The 19833-nt window shown below is 72.0% G+C and carries 23 protein-coding genes and 1 tRNA gene; 13 read left to right on the top strand and 11 right to left on the bottom strand.

The window, feature by feature from the left end:
• Nucleotides 1-88: 88 nt before the first annotated feature.
• The 4 genes from NV263_RS29270 to NV263_RS29255 all read left to right on the top strand — a co-directional run bounded on the left by NV263_RS29270 (nucleotide 89) and on the right by NV263_RS29255 (nucleotide 3575).
• Complete coding sequence (locus NV263_RS29270) at nucleotides 89-1069, top strand: hypothetical protein (protein WP_263250044.1); 981 nt, start codon at nucleotides 89-91, stop codon at nucleotides 1067-1069.
• A complete protein-coding gene (locus NV263_RS29265) occupies nucleotides 1066-2199 on the top strand; it encodes a hypothetical protein (protein ID WP_263250043.1) in 1134 nt (377 codons plus the stop codon). The genes NV263_RS29270 and NV263_RS29265 overlap by 4 nt, the downstream gene beginning before the upstream one ends.
• Nucleotides 2200-2224: 25 nt before the next feature.
• On the top strand, nucleotides 2225-2656 hold the full coding sequence (locus tag NV263_RS29260; protein WP_263250042.1) for a hypothetical protein: 432 nt from the start codon (nucleotides 2225-2227) through the stop codon (nucleotides 2654-2656).
• 295 nt (nucleotides 2657-2951) lie between these two features.
• Nucleotides 2952-3575 (top strand): helix-turn-helix transcriptional regulator, encoded by a 624-nt coding sequence (locus NV263_RS29255; RefSeq protein ID WP_263250041.1) that lies wholly within the window; start codon nucleotides 2952-2954, stop codon nucleotides 3573-3575.
• On the opposite strand, the gene NV263_RS29250 is transcribed toward NV263_RS29255, so the two are convergent.
• A complete protein-coding gene (locus NV263_RS29250) occupies nucleotides 3576-4697 on the bottom strand; it encodes a sensor histidine kinase (RefSeq protein WP_263250040.1) in 1122 nt (373 codons plus the stop codon).
• A gap of 163 nt (nucleotides 4698-4860) precedes the next feature.
• On the opposite strand from NV263_RS29250, the gene NV263_RS29245 reads away from it, so the two are divergent.
• Nucleotides 4861-5913 (top strand): hypothetical protein, encoded by a 1053-nt coding sequence (locus NV263_RS29245; protein WP_263250039.1) that lies wholly within the window; start codon nucleotides 4861-4863, stop codon nucleotides 5911-5913.
• Nucleotides 5914-6030: 117 nt separating this feature from the next.
• Nucleotides 6031-6106: transfer RNA gene (locus tag NV263_RS29240), tRNA-Lys, on the top strand.
• Between the two features lie 792 nt (nucleotides 6107-6898).
• Here the strand turns inward: NV263_RS29240 and NV263_RS29235 are convergent.
• Nucleotides 6899-7354, bottom strand: a complete 456-nt coding sequence (locus tag NV263_RS29235; RefSeq protein ID WP_263250038.1) for a hypothetical protein — start codon at nucleotides 7352-7354, stop codon at nucleotides 6899-6901.
• Nucleotides 7355-7368: 14 nt separating this feature from the next.
• Nucleotides 7369-7797 carry a hypothetical protein gene (locus NV263_RS29230; RefSeq protein ID WP_263250037.1) on the bottom strand — a complete coding sequence of 143 codons (429 nt, stop codon included), beginning with the start codon at nucleotides 7795-7797 and terminating at the stop codon, nucleotides 7369-7371.
• Nucleotides 7798-8052: 255 nt separating this feature from the next.
• On the opposite strand from NV263_RS29230, the gene NV263_RS29225 reads away from it, so the two are divergent.
• A complete protein-coding gene (locus NV263_RS29225) occupies nucleotides 8053-8181 on the top strand; it encodes a hypothetical protein (RefSeq protein WP_263250036.1) in 129 nt (42 codons plus the stop codon).
• A gap of 6 nt (nucleotides 8182-8187) precedes the next feature.
• Nucleotides 8188-8418 (top strand): PD-(D/E)XK nuclease family protein, encoded by a 231-nt coding sequence (locus NV263_RS29220; protein ID WP_263250035.1) that lies wholly within the window; start codon nucleotides 8188-8190, stop codon nucleotides 8416-8418.
• A gap of 1 nt (nucleotide 8419) precedes the next feature.
• Here the strand turns inward: NV263_RS29220 and NV263_RS29215 are convergent, their stop codons facing one another.
• Nucleotides 8420-9700: a sensor histidine kinase gene (locus NV263_RS29215; protein ID WP_263250034.1), complete on the bottom strand. Its 1281-nt coding sequence runs from the start codon at nucleotides 9698-9700 to the stop codon at nucleotides 8420-8422.
• On the bottom strand, nucleotides 9694-10380 hold the full coding sequence (gene cseB / locus NV263_RS29210; RefSeq protein WP_263250033.1) for a two-component system response regulator CseB: 687 nt from the start codon (nucleotides 10378-10380) through the stop codon (nucleotides 9694-9696). The genes NV263_RS29215 and cseB overlap by 7 nt, the downstream gene beginning before the upstream one ends.
• A gap of 286 nt (nucleotides 10381-10666) precedes the next feature.
• Here cseB and NV263_RS29205 point away from each other — a divergent pair, with 286 nt between their 5' ends.
• Nucleotides 10667-11107 (top strand): hypothetical protein, encoded by a 441-nt coding sequence (locus NV263_RS29205; protein WP_263250032.1) that lies wholly within the window; start codon nucleotides 10667-10669, stop codon nucleotides 11105-11107.
• A 103-nt stretch (nucleotides 11108-11210) separates the two neighbouring features.
• On the top strand, nucleotides 11211-11717 hold the full coding sequence (locus NV263_RS29200) for a hypothetical protein (protein WP_263250031.1): 507 nt from the start codon (nucleotides 11211-11213) through the stop codon (nucleotides 11715-11717).
• Nucleotides 11718-11846: 129 nt separating this feature from the next.
• On the opposite strand, the gene NV263_RS29195 is transcribed toward NV263_RS29200, so the two are convergent.
• Entirely contained in the window at nucleotides 11847-12059 is a 213-nt protein-coding gene (locus NV263_RS29195; RefSeq protein WP_263250030.1) for a hypothetical protein, read from the bottom strand.
• A 263-nt stretch (nucleotides 12060-12322) separates the two neighbouring features.
• Between NV263_RS29195 and NV263_RS29190 the strand changes: the two genes are divergently transcribed.
• Both NV263_RS29190 and NV263_RS29185 read left to right on the top strand, forming a co-directional pair.
• A complete protein-coding gene (locus tag NV263_RS29190; RefSeq protein WP_263250029.1) occupies nucleotides 12323-13762 on the top strand; it encodes a hypothetical protein in 1440 nt (479 codons plus the stop codon).
• Nucleotides 13763-13948: 186 nt separating this feature from the next.
• The gene (locus NV263_RS29185) at nucleotides 13949-14236 is read left to right on the top strand and encodes a putative quinol monooxygenase (RefSeq protein WP_263250028.1); all 288 of its coding nucleotides are present in this window, start codon (nucleotides 13949-13951) and stop codon (nucleotides 14234-14236) included.
• Nucleotides 14237-14242: 6 nt separating this feature from the next.
• Here the strand turns inward: NV263_RS29185 and NV263_RS29180 are convergent, their stop codons facing one another.
• The 3 genes from NV263_RS29180 to NV263_RS29170 form a co-directional block, all read right to left on the bottom strand.
• Nucleotides 14243-14455, bottom strand: a complete 213-nt coding sequence (locus NV263_RS29180; protein ID WP_263250027.1) for a hypothetical protein — start codon at nucleotides 14453-14455, stop codon at nucleotides 14243-14245.
• Between the two features lie 219 nt (nucleotides 14456-14674).
• Nucleotides 14675-15241 carry a chorismate mutase gene (locus NV263_RS29175; RefSeq protein ID WP_263250026.1) on the bottom strand — a complete coding sequence of 189 codons (567 nt, stop codon included), beginning with the start codon at nucleotides 15239-15241 and terminating at the stop codon, nucleotides 14675-14677.
• A gap of 131 nt (nucleotides 15242-15372) precedes the next feature.
• Entirely contained in the window at nucleotides 15373-17277 is a 1905-nt protein-coding gene (locus NV263_RS29170; RefSeq protein ID WP_263250025.1) for a beta-N-acetylhexosaminidase family protein, read from the bottom strand.
• A 187-nt stretch (nucleotides 17278-17464) separates the two neighbouring features.
• On the opposite strand from NV263_RS29170, the gene NV263_RS29165 reads away from it, so the two are divergent.
• Nucleotides 17465-18082, top strand: a complete 618-nt coding sequence (locus tag NV263_RS29165; protein WP_263250024.1) for a phosphatase PAP2 family protein — start codon at nucleotides 17465-17467, stop codon at nucleotides 18080-18082.
• Nucleotides 18083-18559: 477 nt separating this feature from the next.
• Here NV263_RS29165 and NV263_RS29160 read toward each other — a convergent pair whose 3' ends face one another.
• Both NV263_RS29160 and NV263_RS29155 read right to left on the bottom strand, forming a co-directional pair.
• Nucleotides 18560-19363, bottom strand: a complete 804-nt coding sequence (locus NV263_RS29160) for a Rossmann-fold NAD(P)-binding domain-containing protein (protein WP_263250023.1) — start codon at nucleotides 19361-19363, stop codon at nucleotides 18560-18562.
• Complete coding sequence (locus NV263_RS29155) at nucleotides 19360-19785, bottom strand: nuclear transport factor 2 family protein (RefSeq protein WP_263250022.1); 426 nt, start codon at nucleotides 19783-19785, stop codon at nucleotides 19360-19362. Before NV263_RS29155 ends, NV263_RS29160 begins: the two co-directional genes overlap by 4 nt.
• Nucleotides 19786-19833 lie beyond the last annotated feature (48 nt).

The following is a 19833-nucleotide window of genomic DNA, read 5'->3' as shown; positions in this document are numbered from 1 at the left end:
TTCGTTGTCCCCGTATTCGGTTACTTGTTCCGCCGTTCGATCTTGAGCAAGCTCGGTTCCGCAGACGTTTTCCGGGCAGGAGGAACCGATGGGAACCGCTGTGGACCGCGACGTCCGGCGGCACGAACTGCTGTTGCTGCTGTCCTCGCTGCTGCCCGACGACGTGGTCTGGCAGGCGCGGGCCTGGCTCGCGGCGGACCGCTGGTCCTCCGCGGTGCGCGCCGTGCTCGACGTGTTCCGGGAGTGGGGTGAACCGCTGCCGGCCGGGGCCGCCGACATCCTCGCCGACGGCACCGACGGCAGGGTCGCCGCGCGGATCGGCGAGGTCGGCGAGGCGCCGGACCAGCCGGTGCCGGTGTGGCGGTTCCGGCCACCGGAGGAGGTGGACCCGGGGCTCGCCGCGGAGGCTGCCCAGCTGGTCCGCGACCAGCTGCGGGACGTGCCCGGCACCCAGACCGCGTGGCAGGTCGGGAGGTTCCCCGAGCTCACCGGTTCCGGGCGGCTGGTGCACCTCGTGGAGGTCGAGGACGGCCCGGAACCGCACGACCTGGCGGCGCGGCTGGCGGACCGGCTGTGGCACGCCGGACTGGCCTCGCCGCAGGTCGAGGTGTTCCGCCCGGAGAACGCGCTGGATCCGCACTACCACGCCCCCGCCCTGTCCACCGCCACCGAGATCCACGCGGACGGTCCGGCTCCGGTCATCGAGCTGGCGCTGTTCGACCCGGCCGAGCAGCGGCGCGAACCGGACGGCCCGCAACGCCAGGCCCAGCTGGCCTACCTGCGGTCCGGCGAACCGCTGACCGAGGACGACGAGTGGGCACCGGACCTGTTCACCGAGGACGACGAACCGGTGGTGCCGCTGACGTTGCGCACCGACGGGCGCTGGGTCTGGTCCGATGCCACGGCCCACTACCTGGAGGTGCACGGCGTGGCGCTGCCCGAGGGACTCCGCGCCCACATCGCCGAGTCCGGGGACCGGGCGCGCATGCCGACTCGCCGGGAATGGGTGGCGATGGTGCATCTGGAGCGCGAACAAGGCGAACCGCTGACGATGGAGACCGAACCATGAGCGCTATCGGCTCACCGCCCGACCCGGCGGAGGACCGGCGACCCCCGGAAAGCCCGACCGCCGCCGCCGAACAGCCCGAACAGCAGGCGACGGAGCGCGCCGTTCCCGCGCCCGCGCCGGACGCGCTCGCCGACCCGGTTGCCGACGCCGGTGTCGGCAGCCGCACCGGCAGCGCGACCGAGGCCGAACCCGCCACGGCGACCGCCACCGCGGTGCCCGCGCCCGCGAGCACCGCGACCAGGGCCCCCGACGAGCCGGGGCGACCGCCGAACCGCGCGCCGAAGCCCGTCCTGGCGGCGGCCGCGGTGGCCGGGCTGGTGCTGCTCGCGGTGCCGATCGCGCTGGTCGGGCTGTTCAACCGGGACCACCGGCCGCCACCCCCACCTCCGCAGGACCCGTCCGCCTACCAGGACGGATCGGTGGCCCTGCCCGGTTTCGTGCCGGACGTGCGCCAGGACCCGACGCCGCCGCCGAACGCGGTGCCCGCCGTTCCCGGGCCGCCGCCCGCCGACCAGGGCGGCGGGCGCGGCGCCGAGGTCCCGCCACCCGCCCCGGACACCGGCGGCGCGTCGCCCGGCACCCCGCCGCCCGCCGAGAACACCGCGGACCGGGCACCGGCGCGTCCCGCGTTCGCGGCCGTCGGCGGCCCCGGCTGCGCGGGGTCCAGTTTCAGCCGCCCCGGCTACTTCACCGACGGCAGCAACGGCTGGACGCAGGGCCGCGGCGCGTTCGCCGCGGAGGGCTGCGACGGTTCGTTCTCCTCGCTGCCGATGTCGGGTGACCGGAACAGGGACCATGACAACGCCGCGATCTGGCGGTTCACTACCGGTGATGTCCGAGTGGGCAGCTGCCAGGTGTCGGTGTTCGTCCCGCAGGGCGACCGCACCGCCGTCGGCGGCGACCCCAGCTACTACACCGTCTACCAGACCGACCGGACCGACCGGCCGGTCGGCGATTTCCGGATTTCGCAGGTGGACCACCAGGGCCAGTGGGTCCAGGCCGGGACGTTCCCGGTCAACAGCGGAATGGTGACGGTGAAGCTGCACGACCGGGGCATCGACTGGACCGACAAGGGCCCGAACCACGCGCATCACGCAGCGGCGCAGCTGCGGGTCCAGTGCTCCGCATGATCTCCAGAGCCGAGGAGGCAGCACCGTGTTCGCTTGGGACCAGGGCGTGATCGTGCCCGCGGGGATGGACGAGTCCGACGCGCTCGACGAGGTCTTCCTGCGCCTCGCCGCCGGGATGCCGCGACCGGTGAGCACCCGGGTCACGGCCCGGCTGGACGCCGGGGACTCCCTCGCCGCGGCCCGGGAGCTGGTGGCGGACGCGGTGCGCCGCGGGCTGCGGGTCTCCCGCGCCGACCGGGAGGTGCTGCGCCGCACCATCGAGGCGCACGCCGGGGACACCGCGGGGGTGGACTCGCTGGACGCGGCCGCGGAGCCGCAGCGGCCGGTGAACCGCGAGCGGGGGACGCTCCCGATGCCCACCGCCCGTCGCGCCGACCAGGCGACCGACCGGATCGTCCACCCGTTCCGCTGCGACCCGGACGCCCGGACCGCCCTGCTCCCGGCGCTGCACCGGTGAACTTCCCGGTCCACGACCGGGAATCCGCGCCGCACACCCCTCCCGCGCCAACGGGGTGTGCGGCGCTGCCGCGTTCGCCGACAGCAGTTCTTACAATTCCTTACAGGGTCCGACTGACGTTTACAACAGGCCGGAAACGCTTCTCCGGCCGTCGTTTTCGGCGGTAGCGTCGGTGCCGTAGTCGTTGGAAGCCGGACGTGAGCGCCGGCGCGCTTTTCCCGCCGAAATCGCGACGAACAGCCGATGAGGCCTGTGCCCGGACGCGAACCGGCGGAACCCTGGGAGTGAGTTGCAGATGCTGGTTCGGGTGTTCTCCGATGTCACCGTCTTCGCCGACCGCGCGGACCTCCAGGACGTGGTCGCCGGTCTGCTCCGCCGGGTCCCGCAGCGCACCGAGGGCATGTCCGACGTCGCGGTGCTGGCCGTGGGCGGCGGTCTGCCGGACGACGCGCTGCGGCACTGCGTCTCGCGGCTGAGCCGGTCCTACCGGGTGCTGGTGGTGCTGCCGGACTCGGCCGCCGGGCAGACCCCGGAGCTGTTGCGCGCCGGGGCGCTGGGTTTCCTCGGCGACGACTGCGACGAGGCGGAGTTCCACGCCGCGCTGGGCGTGGTGGCGCGCGGCGCGGTCTACATCGCGTCCGGCTCGCACCAGGCGTTCACCAGCCGCCCGGCCGAGCCGCAGCAGGACCCGGTCCGGCACGTGCTGACCCGCCGCGAGCAGGAGGTGCTGCGCTGGATCGCGGACGGTTACACGCATTCCCAGGCCGCCCGGCGGATGGGGCTGTCGGCGGCCACAGTGGACACCTACGTCAAGCGCATCCGCGCCAAGCTGGAGGTGCGCAACAAGGCGGAGCTGACCCGCAAGGCCATCGAACTCGGCGTGGTGCGCCGCGACGCGCCGGTGCTGGCGGCGGCCTGATCACCCGGTGCGGGCGGCCGTCGGCAGGCTCACCGCGAACCGGCACCCGCCTTCGACGTTGTGCACCGACACCGCGCCGTGGTGCGCCTCGACGATGCCCCGCACGATCGCCAGCCCCAGCCCGCCACCGGCGTCGCCGCTCGGCCGGGCGGCGGAGCCCCGCCAGCCGGGTTCGAAGACCTTGTTCAGGTCCTCGACGGGAATTCCCCCGCAGGCGTCGGACACCGCCAGCACGGCCCGGTCCTCCGCCGCGTGCGCGGACACCGTGACCGCCCCACCGCGGGGGGTGTGCCGGACGGCGTTGTTCAGCAGGTTCACCAGCACGCGGGTGAGCTGCCGGACGTCCGCCCGGACCTCCACCCGCTCGATGCCGCCCGGCACCAGCCGGACGCCCCGGTCGCGGGCCTGGCCTTCGGTGGCGGCCACCGCGTCGCTGATCAGGTCCGGCAGCGAGACCGGCGTCAGCGACAGGGTGAGCGAGTTGGACTGGATCCGGGACAGGTCGAACAGGTCGCCCACCAGGTGGTCCAGCCGCTGCGTCTCCTGCAGGATCAGCCGCAGGTAGCGGTCCTGGTCGCGGGCCATCCCGTCCTGCAACGCCTCGGTCATGGCGCGCAGCCCGGCCAGCGGGGTCCGCAGGTCGTGCGAGACCCACGCGACCAGCTGCCGCCGGGACGCCTCCAGCACCCGCTCCTGCTCCCGGGATGCGGTCAGCGCGGCGCTCGTGGCGGCGAGTTCTTCGGTCAGCACGGCCAGTTCCGCGGCGCCGGACTGCTCGGGCGCGGCGAACTTCCCGTCCTCGCCCATGATCCGCGTCGCCCGCGCGAGGTCCCTGCTGCCGTGCAGCACCCGCCTGCCGAGCAGCAGGCACAGCACCACCGACACGGCGGTGGCGGGGATGCAGGCCAGCAGCACCGCGGACGTGCCGCGGACGGAGAACAGCCCGGTGAACGCCAGCGCGGCGAAGGTGAACGCGATCTCGATGGCGGTGATCACGCACAGCGCCATCATCATCACCACGAGCGAGTTCCGCCGCAGCAGCCAGAGGGTCCAGGCCCCGAGCACGCCGACGGCCACCGCGCACCACAGCGAGACGAGGGCGACGAGGAGGAGGTCGTGCATGGTCCTCGTTTCTGCTGTCGAGCCGACGATTGCTTGCCGTGCACCGATTGTCCGGCGGAACCCGCCGGAGTATAGGGTAAGGACCGGGAAGTGGAGCTCTCGCCGGAGATCCCGCAGCGGTGGCCTCTGCTGAACAGGTCGATTTCAGGAGTTCGTGATACCCGTGGCATCGGAGAACGGTTCCCACCACGACTCGTCCGACGAGGAATCGCTGGCTTCCCTGCCACCCGAGATGCGCGTCTACCGCCCGTCGGACGACGTCCCGGTGGACCCACCGGAGCCGGAACCGGAACCCGAGCCCGCCTACGAACAGGTGCCGCTGTCGTCGCTGTCCGGCACCCCCGCACCGCAGCGGTCCGAGGAGGTCCCGCGGCGCACCAGGAGCCGCGGGCTGCCGTCGAAGTTCTCCCTGCTGGCGATGGCGATTGCGGCCGTGGTGCTCGTCTCGGTGCCGTTCGCGCTGTCGATGCTGCTGCTGGACGACGACGCCGAGGGGCACCGCGCCGTGCAGCCGCTCGACCAGCCCGGACCCAGCGGCGAGGCACGACCTCCTGCCTCGCCGACCGGAGCCCCACCGCCCGCGACGGCGCCCACGTCGGACACCCCGGCGCGCACCAGCTCCCGGACCAGTCCGCCCGCCGCCCCACCGCCGGCGCCACCGCGGACGACGACACCGTCGGCTCCCGACCCGTTCTACGCGGGTCCGGGCTGCCCGAACACGGCGCGGTCGAGCTACCAGGCGGTCGGCTACTACCAGAACGGCTCGGAAGGCTGGATCAGCGGCAACGGCGGGGCCCGCGAAAGCGGCTGCACGGGCAGGTTCGACGCGATGCCGATGTCCGGCAAGGCGGACTCGGCGAACGCCGGCCTCTACGCGAAGTGGACCTTCGACGTGTCGGGCCAGATCACGACCGGCCGCTGCACGATCGCCGCCTACATCCCGAACGCCGACGACCCCCGCGCCGTCGGAGCCCGCAAGGCCCACTACTCGATCTTCAGCTCGTTCGAGTCCACGGCCGCCAACGTGATCGACACCGCGGACGTCGACCAGGTCGCCAACCGGGGCCACTGGGTCAACCTCGGCGACGTCCCGGTCGGCCAGGGCGAACTCGCGGTCAAACTCCAGAACCGCGGCGAGGACTGGGCGGGCGGCGCCGACGGTGAAGGCGCCCACACCGCCGCGGCCCAACTCCGCGTCAGCTGCACCCCGAGCTGATCACCCACCCCACCTGCGACGACCACCACACGCCCACCAGCAACACCCCACCCACCACGCCCCCGAACCCGCCACCGCGCTCCCACGAGGTCATCCGACCTTGTAACCTAGGCACGCGGGCCGTTAGCTCAACTGGCAGAGCAGCGGACTTTTAATCCGCGGGTTCAGGGTTCGATCCCCTGGCGGCCCACCACCCCGGCCTACCCGGCCGACCTGCGACGGGAGTCGAGAACGATCACCTCGGCTCCCTCCTGCGGTCCCCCCGCGTGGGGCAGATGTGGGGCAGACTCCGGCACCGGCAGGTCGCCGTCCGCCGTCGGCACCGACTGCGTCAGGGCCCGCCGGACCGTGTCCCACCGGGTCCGGGCGGCATCGCCGCGGCGTTCGATCGGCGGATCGTGCGCAACCCGGACGGCCATACGGCCATCACCGACCCGTCCGAGAACTTGGTCCTGCGTGATCTGACGGTGCAGGGACTCATGGTTGATCTGGTGCGGGCCAACCTCTCCCAACGGCGGTATGAGCTGCCGATTGTGCTCCCTGCTTCGACACCGGGACCGGAGTCGGTCACCTACTACGGCTTGCACCGCAACCGGAACCAGTGCCGCCGGTGCCCGAACCTGTCGACACCGCACCGGCACCCGATCCCGCGCCGTTGCCTTCACCTACTCCCGAAGCGCCCTGGAACGAAACCACGCCGGTGCCGCCGTGACGGCGGGTGCATTGGCGGGTGCGGCTGGGACGATCGCGGCCTGGATCTCCTCCCGGTACGGCGTCGAGGTTCCCGAGCCGGTCTCAGCCGCCGCAGTGTTGCTGCTGAGACCGGCGTGACCACGCGGTTTGGTGCAGTCGGCCCAGCGACAGGAGGACGCCCGGTGACGGGTGAGGGGTGCTGGTCGGCCATCAGGCCCACTCTGGCGTGATGCGCGGCGGGGAGACGTGGTGCGGGACCACGTCTCCCTGTCCGGTGGGCTGGTTGGTGTGCTTACTGGATCGTGGTGATGACGCATTGCCCGGGTACGCCGACCTGGCCTTGGGCCGAGATCGTGATGCGTTGGATCTCGTCGTTGGGCACTCCGGTGGCGAAGTACGCTCCCTGCTGGCCAGGTCCGAATACACCGCTGGAGGCACCGGATGTGCTGCCGTCCTTTTTGAGGACTTCGTAGGAGATGGTGTCGCCTTGCTGTCCTTTGACGTTGAACTCAGCGGTGGGCACGTACTGCTTGCGCTGTACCACGGATTCGACGCATTCCGGAGGCGGACCGCCGGCCGGCCCCGAGACTCCGAGGATCGGGTCCGTCGCAGCCCGGGTGTGCGGTGAGGGGGCCGTGGGGGGTGCAGGCGCAGCGTTCCCGTGTGAAGGTTGCTCACCCTGACACGACGACACCACGGCCGTCGTCGCCAGCATCAAGATTGCGAGAGCCGCGCCCTTGCCCGTCATCGAGGTCTCCTCCGTCACCAGTCGCTGTGCACTTCGCAGAATACGCCAGTAGGCAGGAAGGCTGTTCCCTTCTGACCAGCCGCGTCGTGGAAGAAAACGAAGTCTCCCCGCGGGAACATCACCCACACCTGGCCGCGCTGCAACGGTGGAGACGTGCAGTTGTTCGTGACCGTGTAGGTCTCCTGGTATGAGCCGCCCAACGAGGCATTGAGAGTTCCGAAGTCGACCCCGGTTTCCCCGGATATTGTGGATCCGATGGTCTTGCCCTGGCCGATCTGGCAGGTCGCGCCGGGACCGGCGGCGCACTCGGCAATGGCGTTGGGCTGCTTGGTGCCGCGTTGGATGTCGTCGATCACGATTCCTCCGGCGTTTGCCGTTCCTGCACTCATGGCCAATGTCGCCATAGCGATCGGGATCGAAGCGGACAAAATGATCTTTCGCATGTCTCGGAGAGTATTGTGTCGGCGATTTTGGAGTCCTGCGTAGATCTACTCGAACTGTGCCAGTATTTATTGATACGAGTCGTGATGCGTGTTATCTCGTCCCCCGTAAGGGTGTCGCTTCATGAGACCTCGCGCGCCGCTGTAAAGGCGAGAGGCGGTCGATGTGGTGACCACAGCGCGGAGAAGCATCGCCGGCCATCTCACGGGCCCCAGAAGGCGTGCTCACGTCTGCGGGTCTGGGTCTACGGCACGGCGGTGCATGATCTGTTCGAGCGCATGGCTCGGGGTGAGCGGGTGGGCCGGGTGCACCCGGACCTTGAGTCGTATGCCGCGCATCTGCGGGATTTCCTCGATCGCTACCACCCGGAGTGGGAGTGGGTGTAGCAGACGGTGTGGTCGGATCGGTTCGGCTATGCCGGGAGTTTCGACGCGGTGTGCCGGATCGAGGGCGAACGCGTCCTGCTGGATCTGAAGACCACCCGCTCCGGTGTGCACGCCGATGTGGCGTTGCAGCTGGCGGCGTATGCGCGTACCGAGCAGCTGATCACCCAGGACGGTGTGGCAGGTCAGGTGCCGGGACACCAGCGGCAGGACGTCCGACTCCGCGAGGTCGTTCGGTGATTCAGAACTCCGCCGGTGGCAGGGTCAGTGTCGCCTGGGCTCCGCCGTCGGCGGCGTTGGCGAAGGTGAGGTCGGCGCCGAGGACAGCGGCCTGGCCGCTGGCGATGGTCAGGCCCAGCCCGTGGCCGTGGCCGCGTTCGGGGTCGCCGGTGCGGAACCGGCGCGGCCCTTCGGACAACAGGAACTCGGGGTAGCCGGGCCCGTGGTCGCGGACGATCAGGCTGCGGCCCTGGATGTGCAGTTCGATCGGCGGATGGCCGTGGATCCGGCTGTTGGCGACCAGGTTGGACACGATGCGTTCCACCCGCCGCGGGTCGGTGAGAACCGCAACGGCGTCCTCCGGAGAGCCGTGCACGGTGACGTCGGCGACCCCGCGCAGGCAGTGGCGGGCGAGTTCGCCGACGTCGATGACGTCCAGCTCGGCGGTCTCGGCCGCGGCGTCCAGCCGGGATACCTCCAGGAGGTCTTCGACCAGGCCGCGCAGCAGGCTCACCCGGTCGCGGACCAGCTCAACGGCCCGTTCGTCGGGGAGCAGTTCGGCGGCGGTGACCAGCCCGGCGACCGGGGTGCGCAGCTCGTGCGCCACGTCGGCGGCAACCCGCCGCTCGGCTTCGAGGCGGTCCTGCAAGGCGGCGGCCATGCCGTCCAGCGCGCCGGCGAGCTCGGCGGCTTCGTCGCGGCGGCGGAAGATCCGACCGCGGTCGCGTTCGGTGCTGCCGTCGCCCCGACCACCGCGCCAGCGGTGGGCTGCGGGGTCGCCGACCCGGGCGTCCAGATCGCCCGCGGCCACGGCTCGGGCGATGTCGGCGGTGCGACGCAGCCGCCGGGACAGCCCGTTGGCCACGACCACGCCGAGCACGCTGCTGCCCGCGACCGCGCCCACCCCGGCGACCAGCAGCGTGCGGTCCAGTCCGTCGACGGCGGCGAACGTCGCGGCGAGCGAGTCGTGCACGGACAGCGTCCGGCCGCCGACGCTGGTGGCTGCCCACACCGTCGACGTCGACATGTCGAGGAAGGTGGCGCGCTGCCCGGCGCGGGCAGCGGCGTCCAGCGGAGCGGGCACGGCGGGGTCGTCGAGCGCACTGTCCACCGTCGGGGTCCCGGTGTCCAGGTACGAGCGGGCGGCGACGGTCAGCCGGGCGTCGACCTCGGATCGCGTCTGGTCCAGGCGGTTGTGCAGGGTGACCTCGTGCACCGCGAACCCGAGCGTCGTGCCGGTCACGGCGACGACGGCGGCGATGGCCAGCGAGAGCTTCGTCCGCAGCCGCACCGGGATCAGCACCGCAGTTTGTAACCGAAGCCGCGCACCGTTTCGATGCGGTCCTTGCCGATCTTGGCGCGGAGCCGCTGCACGTGGACGTCGACCACCCGGGTGTCGCCGCCCCAGGCGTAGTCCCAGACGCGTTCCAACAGCACGTTGCGGGACAGCACCTGGCCGGGGTGGGCGGTGAACTCCAGCAGCAGCCGTCGCTCCGTCGGCGTCAGCGGCAGCAGTCGGCCGTCGCGGTGCACGTCCAGGGACGCCAGGTCGACCCGCAGGTCGCCGAAGACCACCGTCCCCGTCGTCGGTTCCGATGCCTGCCGGTCCGCTGCGCAGCGGCGCAGGACCGCGCGGATGCGGGCGACGAGCACGGCGGTGTCGAACGGCTTGGTCACGTAGTCGTCGGCGCCGGCTTCCAAGCCGTGCACGACGTCGAGCGGGTCGGTGCGGGCCGAGAGCATCAGCACCGCGAGTTGGCTGCTCCGCCGGATGCGACGGCACACCTCGATGCCGTCCATCCGCGGCAGCATCACGTCCAGCAACGTCACGTCCGGCGCGTGCTCTTCGAACGCGGCCAGTCCCGCCAAGCCGTCGGCGCACGACGTGACCTGGTGGCCGTAGCGCTGCAGCGCGAGCTGGGTCGTCTCCCGGATCACCGCGTCGTCCTCGACGAGCAGGACTCGCGTGCTCTCCTCTCGCACCCGTTCCTCACTTTCCGATCTCGGCCAGGTCTGCCAACAACCGCACCGATGCAGGACGTGCCGCGGCCCGTGGTGGTTGCCCGGCCGATTCTGCTGAATCGCGGTGCGCATCAGCATTCCGCCCATGCGGTGCGATGATCTCGCGATACGGATGCCGGGGGGCGATCCGTCGCGGCTCGATGAACGGCTGTTACGTCATCGTGCGGTCACCGCGAAGAACCGCCCGCACCTTGGTCGTCGCAGTCGCCGAACGCGGCTGGACAGCTGCGAGGAACGGAGAACATCGATGCGCAAGACGATCTGGGTGGCGGCCGCGGTGGGGGCCGCCGTCAGCGGTCTGGGCGGCATGGCCTGGGCGGGGCAGGCGCCGACCCCGGCTCCCCAGCAGGAGGTGAAGTTGATGGATCTGCGGCACACCCCTCAGGAGCGGCCGAGTGACGTCGCCGTGACCTGGCACGACGGCATCCAGGACCTGACCTGGTCCCAGTGGGGCGAAAGCCGGGCCGTGGGCCGCGGGACCCTGGTTCTGAACCCGTGCGAGCCGGACTGCGCCACCGCCCCGCGGGAGCTGTACCGCGATGCCACGATCACGGTCGACCAGGTGCGCCACACCGCGGACGGGGAGTACTACAGCCGGTACACGATCACCGCGCCCGACCTGCCGCCGGAGAAGGCGGCGCAGCTGCGGGACCTGCCCGCCGAGGTGCCGGGTGCCGACGAGGGCTGACAGCGAGCGGCCCGGCCGATCGCCTCGGCCGGGCCCTCCCGGACGAGCGTGGTGGGAGGCAGCGGCGGTGCGCGCGCGGAACCCCGCACGAACCCTGTCAGCGGTGGTGGTCGCCCTGGCCCTCGCCGGGTGCGGCGGGCCCGCGCTGCGGATCGAGGGGCCCGCGCCGAGTCCCGGGCCGGACCCGCTGTCGGCGAACGGATTGCGGCCTGACCAGTTGGCGAACATCCACAACGTGGATCTGCGGCGCACCCTGCTCGCCGACCCGGGTGTGTCGGAGTCGGTCAAGCGGACCCTGGAGGCTTGCGGGGCGTGCGGACTGGCCAATCCCGTCTACGCCGACGTCACCGGGGACGAGCAGGACGACGTCCTGGTGCCGGTGGACTCCGGCGGTAGCGGCGGACTGATGGCCGCCTACGCGTACGCGGTTCGGGACGGCCGCCTCCGGCAGGTCTTCCACTACGAGGGCCTCGACTTCGGTGTGCGGGTCCGCGACGGCGCGGTGCAGGTGATCCAGGCCGTCTACGGACCTGACGACCCGCACTGCTGCCCCAGCTCCCACGACGTCCAGACCTACAGCTGGGATGGCAGCCGCCTCGTCCGCCGCTGATCAGCCGTCCGCACCCCGAAGCCCGGGGTTCGACGTCACGTTCCCGGCCTCGGGCGTCGACGGCGATCGGCGGTCAGCCGTCGGGCCACCGCACAACGGCCCTGCGCCATCACCTGAACCCCTGCGCCATCACCTGAACGGAAGGGACTGGGGGAAGAGGTGGAAGGCAGTCCAGGTCAGTCCGGCCACGGCCGCACCGATTCCGGCGAGTGGTCCGGGCCCCGAGAGGGCCTTCTCCCGCCCGGTCTCCCGCACTCGCATCCAGGGCGAAACCAGTCCGACGACGAGGCCGATGGCGGCCCCTGCCACGACGACGAGCAACGTCACCACCACGGTCGACATGGGTCCCACCTCCTGCGGCGGACACTGGGCCTGCGCGGCGGAACCCGCCAGGGGCGAACTGCCCCGAACCGACGCGCGGCACGGTGCCGCGCCGGAGGTGACTTCCGGCCCTGGCGGGCCAGGCCAGGGCGAGTGTGCTGGGGGCAGGACTCCGCGAGGGGGACTGCCGGCGGATGATCGTCGACCGGCCGGTGCGGCGGAACTCGCGGACCAGCGTGTGAATCCCGGTAGGGCGACCGACTCCCGTGGTGGGAGGCGCGACGATGGCGAGCGAAGGGGAACTGCTCGGTCAGGCGCTGCACAACGCGATCAACATGGAGTTGCAGAGGCTGGAGGCCGGGAAGGTGTTCCAACGAGCGTTCCACGAGCAGATGACGCCCGAGAACCACCCGGAAGGACCGGAGTACTACCAGTGGGAGAAGGACGACCTCCAAAAATGGGTTTCGACGTCCGAGCAGTCGCTGGAAGAGCTCCGGGCGCTGGAGGCCAAGCCTGCCGCCTCCTGGAACGCTCGGGTCGACGAGCTGCGCGACTGGTTCCTCAAGTACAACAGCTTGGAAGGCGACCCGTACCGCGATGACTTGTCGTACGAGAAGTACTGGAGTTCGCTGAAGAAGTATTCTTCGGCGGATACCGAGTTCTACGCCAAGCTCCGCAGCGATCCCAAGTGGATGCGGGGTGCGTGGGCTTCCGTCGAGCAGAACCGCCGAATCCCCAGCGCGAGGCCCGCCGGCATCGATGACGTGACGGCGCCGCCACCTGCCCAGGCGCCGGACCGGCCGGGTGCGGGTGCCGACGCCGTGCAGGGTGCGGCTGCGGACGAGCCCGCCGCGGCGGGTGCGGCGGACAACCTCAAGAGCGTCGCGGCGACCGACGCCACCGCCGCAGAGCCCGCCGTCGTGGCCGTCGAGCCCGTCGCCACCTCCGCGGAGCCCGTGGTCGCATCCGATGCCGGGCTCGTGGCGGGCATGTGGGCGAGCGTCCAAGTCACCTGCGGCAACGTCATGCTCCGGACGATGGGATTGCTCGGGAGCTGCGTCCGGGGCGTGGCCACCGCCGTCGGCTGGGTGGCCCGCTTGATCGGAGGCTGGGAAGTCCTGATCACGATCCTGCTCGCGGCGGGCACCGCGACGTTCGCCTCCCACGTGTGGGACGCCCTCAACGCCCCCGCCGCGCCGCCGCCGAACCCGCCCGCCGTGCAAGCCCCGCCGGTACCCGGCCCGGGACCGGGCGACAACGGGAACCCGAACCCGCCCAACAACAGCGACACCAACGGCAATCAGAACTCCAGCGGCGGTGGGAACCAGAACTCGCCCAACGGCGCCGACACGGGTGGGAACCAGTATTCCAACGGCACTGGTGGGAACCAGAACGGCACCTCCGGGAACCAGAACTCCAACGGCGGCAGTGGCAACCAGAACTCGCCCAACGGCGCCAACCAGGGTGGGAGTCAGGATTCCAACAGCACTGGCGGGAACCAGGGCAACGGCACCGGGAACCAGAACTCCAACAGCGGCGGCGGGAACCAGACCCCGCCCAACACCGGCGGGAACGAGAACTCCAACGGCAGCACGGGCCAGCAGGGAGGATGTTCGCCCTGCGGCGGCAGCAGCGGCAAGAGCGGCGGCGGCACTGGCGGGGACCGCGGCGCGGGCGGCTACGGTTCGAGCCTCGGCCACATGAACAGCACCAACTGCTGCTGACCGAAGATCCGGAGCGGCGCGGCAGCGAATCCGTTGTGGACAGTCGGTCCGGGGCGCTTGAGCTGTTGGTGGCGGCGCGCCTGGTCCGGGTGGTGGCGGAGCCGGTCCCGGCTCGCCGATGACTTCCGCGGCCGGTGCTGGTCGGTACGAGTGGCACTGGCATCCAGCTCGAAGGGAGTCGGCACTGTGATCGTCATCGTGGGGCATCTGGTGGTGGACGAGGCGGACCGGTCCACCGTCGTCGAGGCGTTCCGGGACCTGGTCCGGCGGGCGCGGGACTTCCCCGGCTGCGTTCACCTGGCGATCACGGCGGATCCCGTCGATCCGCGTCGCGTCAACAACGCCGAGGTGTGGGAGTCGGCCGAGGCGTTGGCCGCGTGGCGGGCCCAGGCGAACGCACCCGATCCCGGGGTGGAGATCGTCGAGGACCACATGCGCAAGTACGAGGCGGACGACGGCGGGGCGGTGTTCTAGTCGCGATCACCGGTCCTTGCGGGACGCGTAGAGCGCGATCCCGAGCCCGGTCGAGACGAACAGCAGGAACAGCCCGAACAGCGCGGCGACGTCGGCGGCGACGTCGTCGCCCGAGGAGCGCAGCACGGTGCGCTCGACGACCGCCCCCACCAACAGCGCGATTCCCAACGCGGCCGTGGCGATGCAGACGTGGGCGACGGGTCTGGCGCGAGGAGTCACTGGATTCCCTTGTCGTGCGGGGTTCGTCGCATCGGCGGGTCGCCTCCGGCGAACGAGCATGCCAGTCGGCCCGCCCCGTTCGCCACGAGTTCGCGGCAGGCTGAGCTCACCGAACCGGCAGGCGAGCTGCGGCACGCGAACACCGCGCCGCACCCCGGGCCCGCCGCCCGGCCCGGAGAGCCGGGCCGGGACGACGTCCAGCCGAGGGCGTTGCGCCGCTCATCCCCCGCACACCGACGGCAGTGCCCGGCCCAGCCCGGCCCGGTGCAGCGCGTCGAGGCGCATGTCGGCGTCGACGTGCCGGTAGGCGGCCAGCAGCCGCCCGCCGCAGGACGCGTGCTCGCGGACCTGCTCGGTGTCGCGGAGTTCGGTGAGCAGCTCGTCGTTCAGCCGGTCGATCTCCGGCCGCACCCGGCCGAGGTCGGGGCGTTCGGTCGGCTGCCGGTCCGGGTGCGCGGCCCAGTACTCCTGCAGCCCGCGCTGCACGAGCTTGCTGGCCTCGATCTGGTCCCGGAACACCCGTTCGGTCTCCTCGGGGTCCAGCCCCAGCTCGACGGACCGGCGCGCCACGCCGTCGAGCACCTGCTGCTCGCGGGCCGGGTCGTCGATCGGTTGCCCGGTGCCCCACTTCGCGGCGGCCACCTGGTCGGAGGTCGCCACCCGCTCGGCCGCGGACCGCACCAGCGGATCCAACGACTCCGCCCGCGCGGCGGATGCCGGAACCCCGGCGGCCACCCCACCGGCGACGATGACGGCCACCACACCACCGACCCAACGCAACCGCACGACGACCTCCTCACGCGGGGACCAACCCGAGCACCATACGACTCCGCGCGCCCCGGCAGAACTCGTCGCCCACCCGCTGCGGGCGAGAGCGCCCGGGGCAACGCCGCCGCGGCCCGGCGCTCCGCCTCGGGTCAGCGGAGGTCGCGGGCTTCGGCGAGGAAGCTGTCGAGGACGCCGTCGCCGACCTCGACCGGGCCCTGGGGCCGGGTTTCGCCCGGGATGGTGTGGATGTCGCCGGCCCGCTTCGCGAGGTCCGCCGCGCGGTCGAAACCGCGCTGCGCCGCCTGCTCATCACCGTCCACACGGGACTTCAGAGCGTCCACAGTGGTCACGAACGCGGCGCCCCACAGGTCGGTGGCGTCCAGCCACGGTGCGGCGTCCGCCGCGAAGGCCGGGTCCGCGACGCCGTGGCGGATGCGTTCCGGCGCGGCGGCGACGAGTTCCGCGTAGGGCCTCAAGTCGGCCAGGGCGCCCGCCCGGTCGTGCTGCCACCGCTGGTGGAAGTCGGCCAGGCGGCGGGCCAGTTCCGGGGCCTGCGGTTGCCACGGAGTGCCGTCGCCGGTCGGGGCGAGGTGTTCGAGGTCGAAGAACGCCAGCAGCGCCTCGGCGGTGCGCCGATCCCCTCCGGCGAGGTACGCGGCCGCGCGGTGCCAGGCGCGGTCGGCGTCGTAGGCGGTGTCGTTCCAGGCGAAGTCGGCGGCGCCGAACTCGGCGACCTTGCTCGCCGACGCCTGGTTCATCGGGTTGAGCACGATGCCGTCGAGCTGGGCGTGCAGCCCCGGTTGCCGTTCGGCGTACGGGGCGAGCAGCAGACGTCCCGCCGAGGCGTTGAAGTCGTTGACCGGGTAGTTGTCCCAGACGAAGACCTTGCGGCCCCACACCGCCGCCGCGTCCTCGGCCTGCGGCACGGTGATCTCCGGCGGCACCACGCCGACGCCCGTCCACATCACCACCACGGCCGGGTCGAGCTGTTCGCGGATCGTCCGCTTGTACGGGCTGTCGGCGGTGTCGGAGTACTCGGTGGGCACCGTCTGCAACGGCCGGGCGCCGTCGTGGGTGGCGATGAACTCCCGCTGCACCCGGTTGAGCAGGTCCACCTGGGCCCGCCCGGCGGCGGCCTGCGACGGCGCGCCGTACTTCGCCTGGTCCCCGGCGCAGTTCCACCGCGTGTAGTCGATGTCGTCCAGCGGCAGCGAGAAGGCGCGCACGCCGAGGTCGTACAGCGACTGGAGCTTGCCGATCAGCGCCTTCCAGTCCTGCTCGTCGCTGTAGCAGATGGACAGCCCGGGGGACAGCGCGAAGGTGAACCGGACGTGGTGCGCGGTGGCCGCCTCGACCAGGTCCTGCAACTCGGCGAGCTCGTCGGCCGGGTACGGCTCGCGCCACTTCTCCCGGTGGTAGGGGTCGTCCTTGGGGGCGTAGACGTAGGTGTTGAGCTTGACGTCGCCGTAGAAGGCGAGCTGGTCGAGCCGTTCGGCGTGGGTCCACGGGCTGCCGTAGAAGCCCTCGATCGCCCCGCGCAGCGGCATGAGCGGGTGGTCGACGACGCCCGCCCCGGCGATGCCGCGGTGGCGGACCAGCTGCCGCAGCGTCTGCGCGGAGTAGTAGACGCCGTCCGGGTCGGCGCCGCCCAGCACGACGCGGTCGCCGGTCGCGGCGAGCGCGTAGCCCTCGGCGGGCAGCTCGGCCGGCACGTCGACGCCCGCCTCGCGCAGCCCGCGGGCGACGTCGTCGTCGCGGACGTCGCCGACGCGGACCACGAGCGGAGCGCTCACCGGGGCGCCCGCCTCGACGACCTCGACGTCCCGGGCGCCCGCCGAGCGCAGCACCCGGACCAGCAGGTCGCGGGTGGGGCGGTCGACCTGCCGGTCGGCGACGACCGCGGCCTCGCCGGGCACGCGCACGTCGGGGCCGAGCCGGCTGATCTGCTGGGGCTGCGGGGTGAGCGGTGGGAGCGGGTCTGGTGGTGCGGCGACCGCTGGTGCCGCGGTGGCGAGCAGCGCTGCGGTGGCGAGCACGAGAGCGGAGCGGAACACGGCGCCTCCCGATGTGTCGCGAATAGGTCTAGACAAGTCGGCTCGACAGGCGCTGTCAAGATCGGTGCGGAGTCGTCCGCACTGCGCCGAATGGCGGTTGGGGGCCCGATGAGATCGTCTTTACCCGCGGTTTTGCCGAGCGCACCGCCGTCCGCGCGGACCGGGCGGGCTCCGTATCGTCAGGGGCGTGAATGCCGATGTTCCCGAGATCAGCTCGGACGTGTACCGCGACATCGCCCAGTGGGGGGCCTCCACCCCGGGCTGGGTGCACGGCGTCGCCCTGGTCCTCACCCAGGCGATGCTGTTGGTCTTCGTGGCGCTGACCGCCGTGGTCTGGTGGCGCGTCCGCGATGGCGGTCTGTGGCGGATGCTGGGCGCCGCGGTGCCGCTGGTGGCCGCCGGCGTGGCCTACGGCGCCAATGACATGGTCAAGGACCTGGTGCAGGAGGAGCGACCATGTCGCGCCGTCGCCCACGTCGGCGCCACCATCGCGACCTGCCCGGCACCCGGTGACTGGTCGTTCCCCAGCAACCACGCGACGATCGCCGCCGGCTTCGCCGTCTCGCTGGCGATCGTGTGGCGGCGCATCACCGCGCTGGTGGTGCTGGTCGCCCTCCTGGAGGGCTTCTCGCGGGTGTTCGTCGGCGTCCACTACCCGCACGACGTGCTGGTCGGCTACCTCGTCGGCGCCGTGGTCGCGGCGCTGGTGACCGCGGCGCTGCGGGCGTTCCTCGCCCGGCGGGAACCGGAGCCCGTGCCCGCGTCCGAGTCCCCGACCATGCAGATCCCGCGCGTCGAAGGCTGAGAGCCTGTCTTTGGACTCGTTTGGGGTGGCGGTGCCGGTGGCGGAACCTCAGCGGCCCGCCCGTCGCCCGACCACCGCCCCCCAACGAGGCGCTGACGCGCCACAGTCACATCGACTGCGGAAGCCCCTCCTGATGTATGTCCGATACACGGCGTCGGTGCTGTCCTCGCGAGACGCCCGCCCGTCGCCCGACCACCACCCCCCACGGAGGCGCTGACGCGCCCCTGTGCTTGTCGGAGAACCCGCGGCGGTGCCAGCGGCGAGACCACTCACCGAAAGAGAAAGCGGCTCCGCCGCTTACCACGACCCGTCGGAACCAAGCTCAAAGACAGGCTCTGAAAGGTCGCCTTGGGGTCCTTTCGCGTGGCGGTGCCGGCTGCGAGACCGCTCGCCGAAAGAGAAAGCCTCCGCCGCTTGCCGAAACCACTGAATCCCGTCCGAAGGGCCTGCCGGTGCTCCGGCAGGCCCTTCGTCGTGTCACCGGAGCTCGGACCGGACGAAGTCGCGGAAGTCCCGCGGCGGGCGGCCGGTGAGGTCCGCGACGGCCGAGGTCGTGCGGTCCTCGGCGCCATCCCGGATGAGCGCGTCGGCCGCTGCCAGGGCCGCGGCGAAGTCCGCCGGGAGGGCCGCGGTCAGCGCGCGCGCCAGCTCGTCGACGCCGATGGAGCGGTGCCGCACCGGACGCCCGGTGACCTCGGTGACGATCCGCGCGGCGTCCGCGTAGCTCAGCGCGTCCGGGCCGGTCAGCACGTGCTCACCGGTGACGTCGTGCCGCTCGGTCAGCAGTCGCGCCGCCACGGCCGCGATGTCGGCGGCGTCGATCCAGCCGATCCGGCCCGAGCCGGTGGAGGTCACGATCTCCCCGCCCCGGACACCCACCGCGACCGGGTGCTCACCGGTGAAGTTCTGCATGAACCCGGAAGGTCGCAGCACCGCACCGCCGTCGGTCCGCGCCACCCGGTCCCGCAACTCCAGCAGTCCCGGTGCGTCGGGCACCTCCAGGGAGGAGCTCAGCAGCACCACCCGCCGCCCGGCGGCCCGCTCCAGGAACGGTCCGACCAGCGGCATCGGGTCCAGCACGCCGACGGGTGGCACCAGGTAGACGCGGTCCGCGCCGTCCAGCGCGGCCCGGTGCGAGTCCGGGTCCGCCCAGTCGAAGCGCACGTGGTCGGGGCCGTTCGGGTGCCGGCTGCCCACTCGCACCGGCGTTCCTCGCCCGCGCAGCAGTTCGACGAGCGGGCGGCCGGTGGTGCCGGTGCCACCGATGACGAGAACGGTCATGCGCCCACCGCCGCCAGGAACTCGGGCAGCGTCCCGAACGCCGCGGCGGCCATGACCGGGCTCCAGTAGTCGCGGTAGCCGACGATGCCGTGCTCGTTCGCGGTGACCACGACGACGTAGCGCATCTCGTAGGGCGCACCGGTGCGCACCGTCCGGCCGCGCGCGGTGAACTCCACGATGACCAGGCCGGGATCGGTGCTCCGGTGCACGACCACGGACGGGAACTCCGCGATGTCGACCTGCTGCGGGTAGTCGGCGAGGTATTCGCGCAGGGCCTCCCGGCCGTGCAGTTCGCGGGGAGCGCCGGCGGTGGCGAACGGGAACTCGACGGTGCAGTCCGGGGTGAACAGGTCGACGAACCCGTCCACGTCCTTGGCCAGCAGCAGGTCGAGCCCGCGTCGGAAGAGTCGTTCTGTTTCCACGCCAGCCACGATCGTCGTCGCGACGCCCGGCGGGCAGGTCCGCGTGAG

This window comes from Saccharopolyspora rosea (genome assembly GCF_025643595.1).
Taxonomy (GTDB): Bacteria; Actinomycetota; Actinomycetes; order Mycobacteriales; family Pseudonocardiaceae; genus Saccharopolyspora; species Saccharopolyspora rosea.
Note: the sequence above shows the minus strand (reverse complement) of the source record. Positions and strands in the feature narration are given on the sequence as shown.

What these genes read in the sequence shown, in the direction of transcription:
- NV263_RS29250 (WP_263250040.1), bottom strand. Translation starts at nt 4,697, where the DNA reads ATGCACGACCTCCTCCTCGTCGCCCTCGTCTCGCTGTGGTGCGCGGTG.
- NV263_RS29190 (WP_263250029.1), top strand. Translation starts at nt 12,323, where the DNA reads ATGGCGAGCGAAGGGGAACTGCTCGGTCAGGCGCTGCACAACGCGATC.
- NV263_RS29255 (WP_263250041.1), top strand. Translation starts at nt 2,952, where the DNA reads ATGCTGGTTCGGGTGTTCTCCGATGTCACCGTCTTCGCCGACCGCGCG.
- NV263_RS29205 (WP_263250032.1), top strand. Translation starts at nt 10,667, where the DNA reads ATGCGCAAGACGATCTGGGTGGCGGCCGCGGTGGGGGCCGCCGTCAGC.
- NV263_RS29265 (WP_263250043.1), top strand. Translation starts at nt 1,066, where the DNA reads ATGAGCGCTATCGGCTCACCGCCCGACCCGGCGGAGGACCGGCGACCC.
- NV263_RS29235 (WP_263250038.1), bottom strand. Translation starts at nt 7,354, where the DNA reads ATGACGGGCAAGGGCGCGGCTCTCGCAATCTTGATGCTGGCGACGACG.
- NV263_RS29160 (WP_263250023.1), bottom strand. Translation starts at nt 19,363, where the DNA reads ATGACCGTTCTCGTCATCGGTGGCACCGGCACCACCGGCCGCCCGCTC.
- NV263_RS29230 (WP_263250037.1), bottom strand. Translation starts at nt 7,797, where the DNA reads ATGCGAAAGATCATTTTGTCCGCTTCGATCCCGATCGCTATGGCGACA.
- NV263_RS29270 (WP_263250044.1), top strand. Translation starts at nt 89, where the DNA reads ATGGGAACCGCTGTGGACCGCGACGTCCGGCGGCACGAACTGCTGTTG.
- NV263_RS29195 (WP_263250030.1), bottom strand. Translation starts at nt 12,059, where the DNA reads ATGTCGACCGTGGTGGTGACGTTGCTCGTCGTCGTGGCAGGGGCCGCC.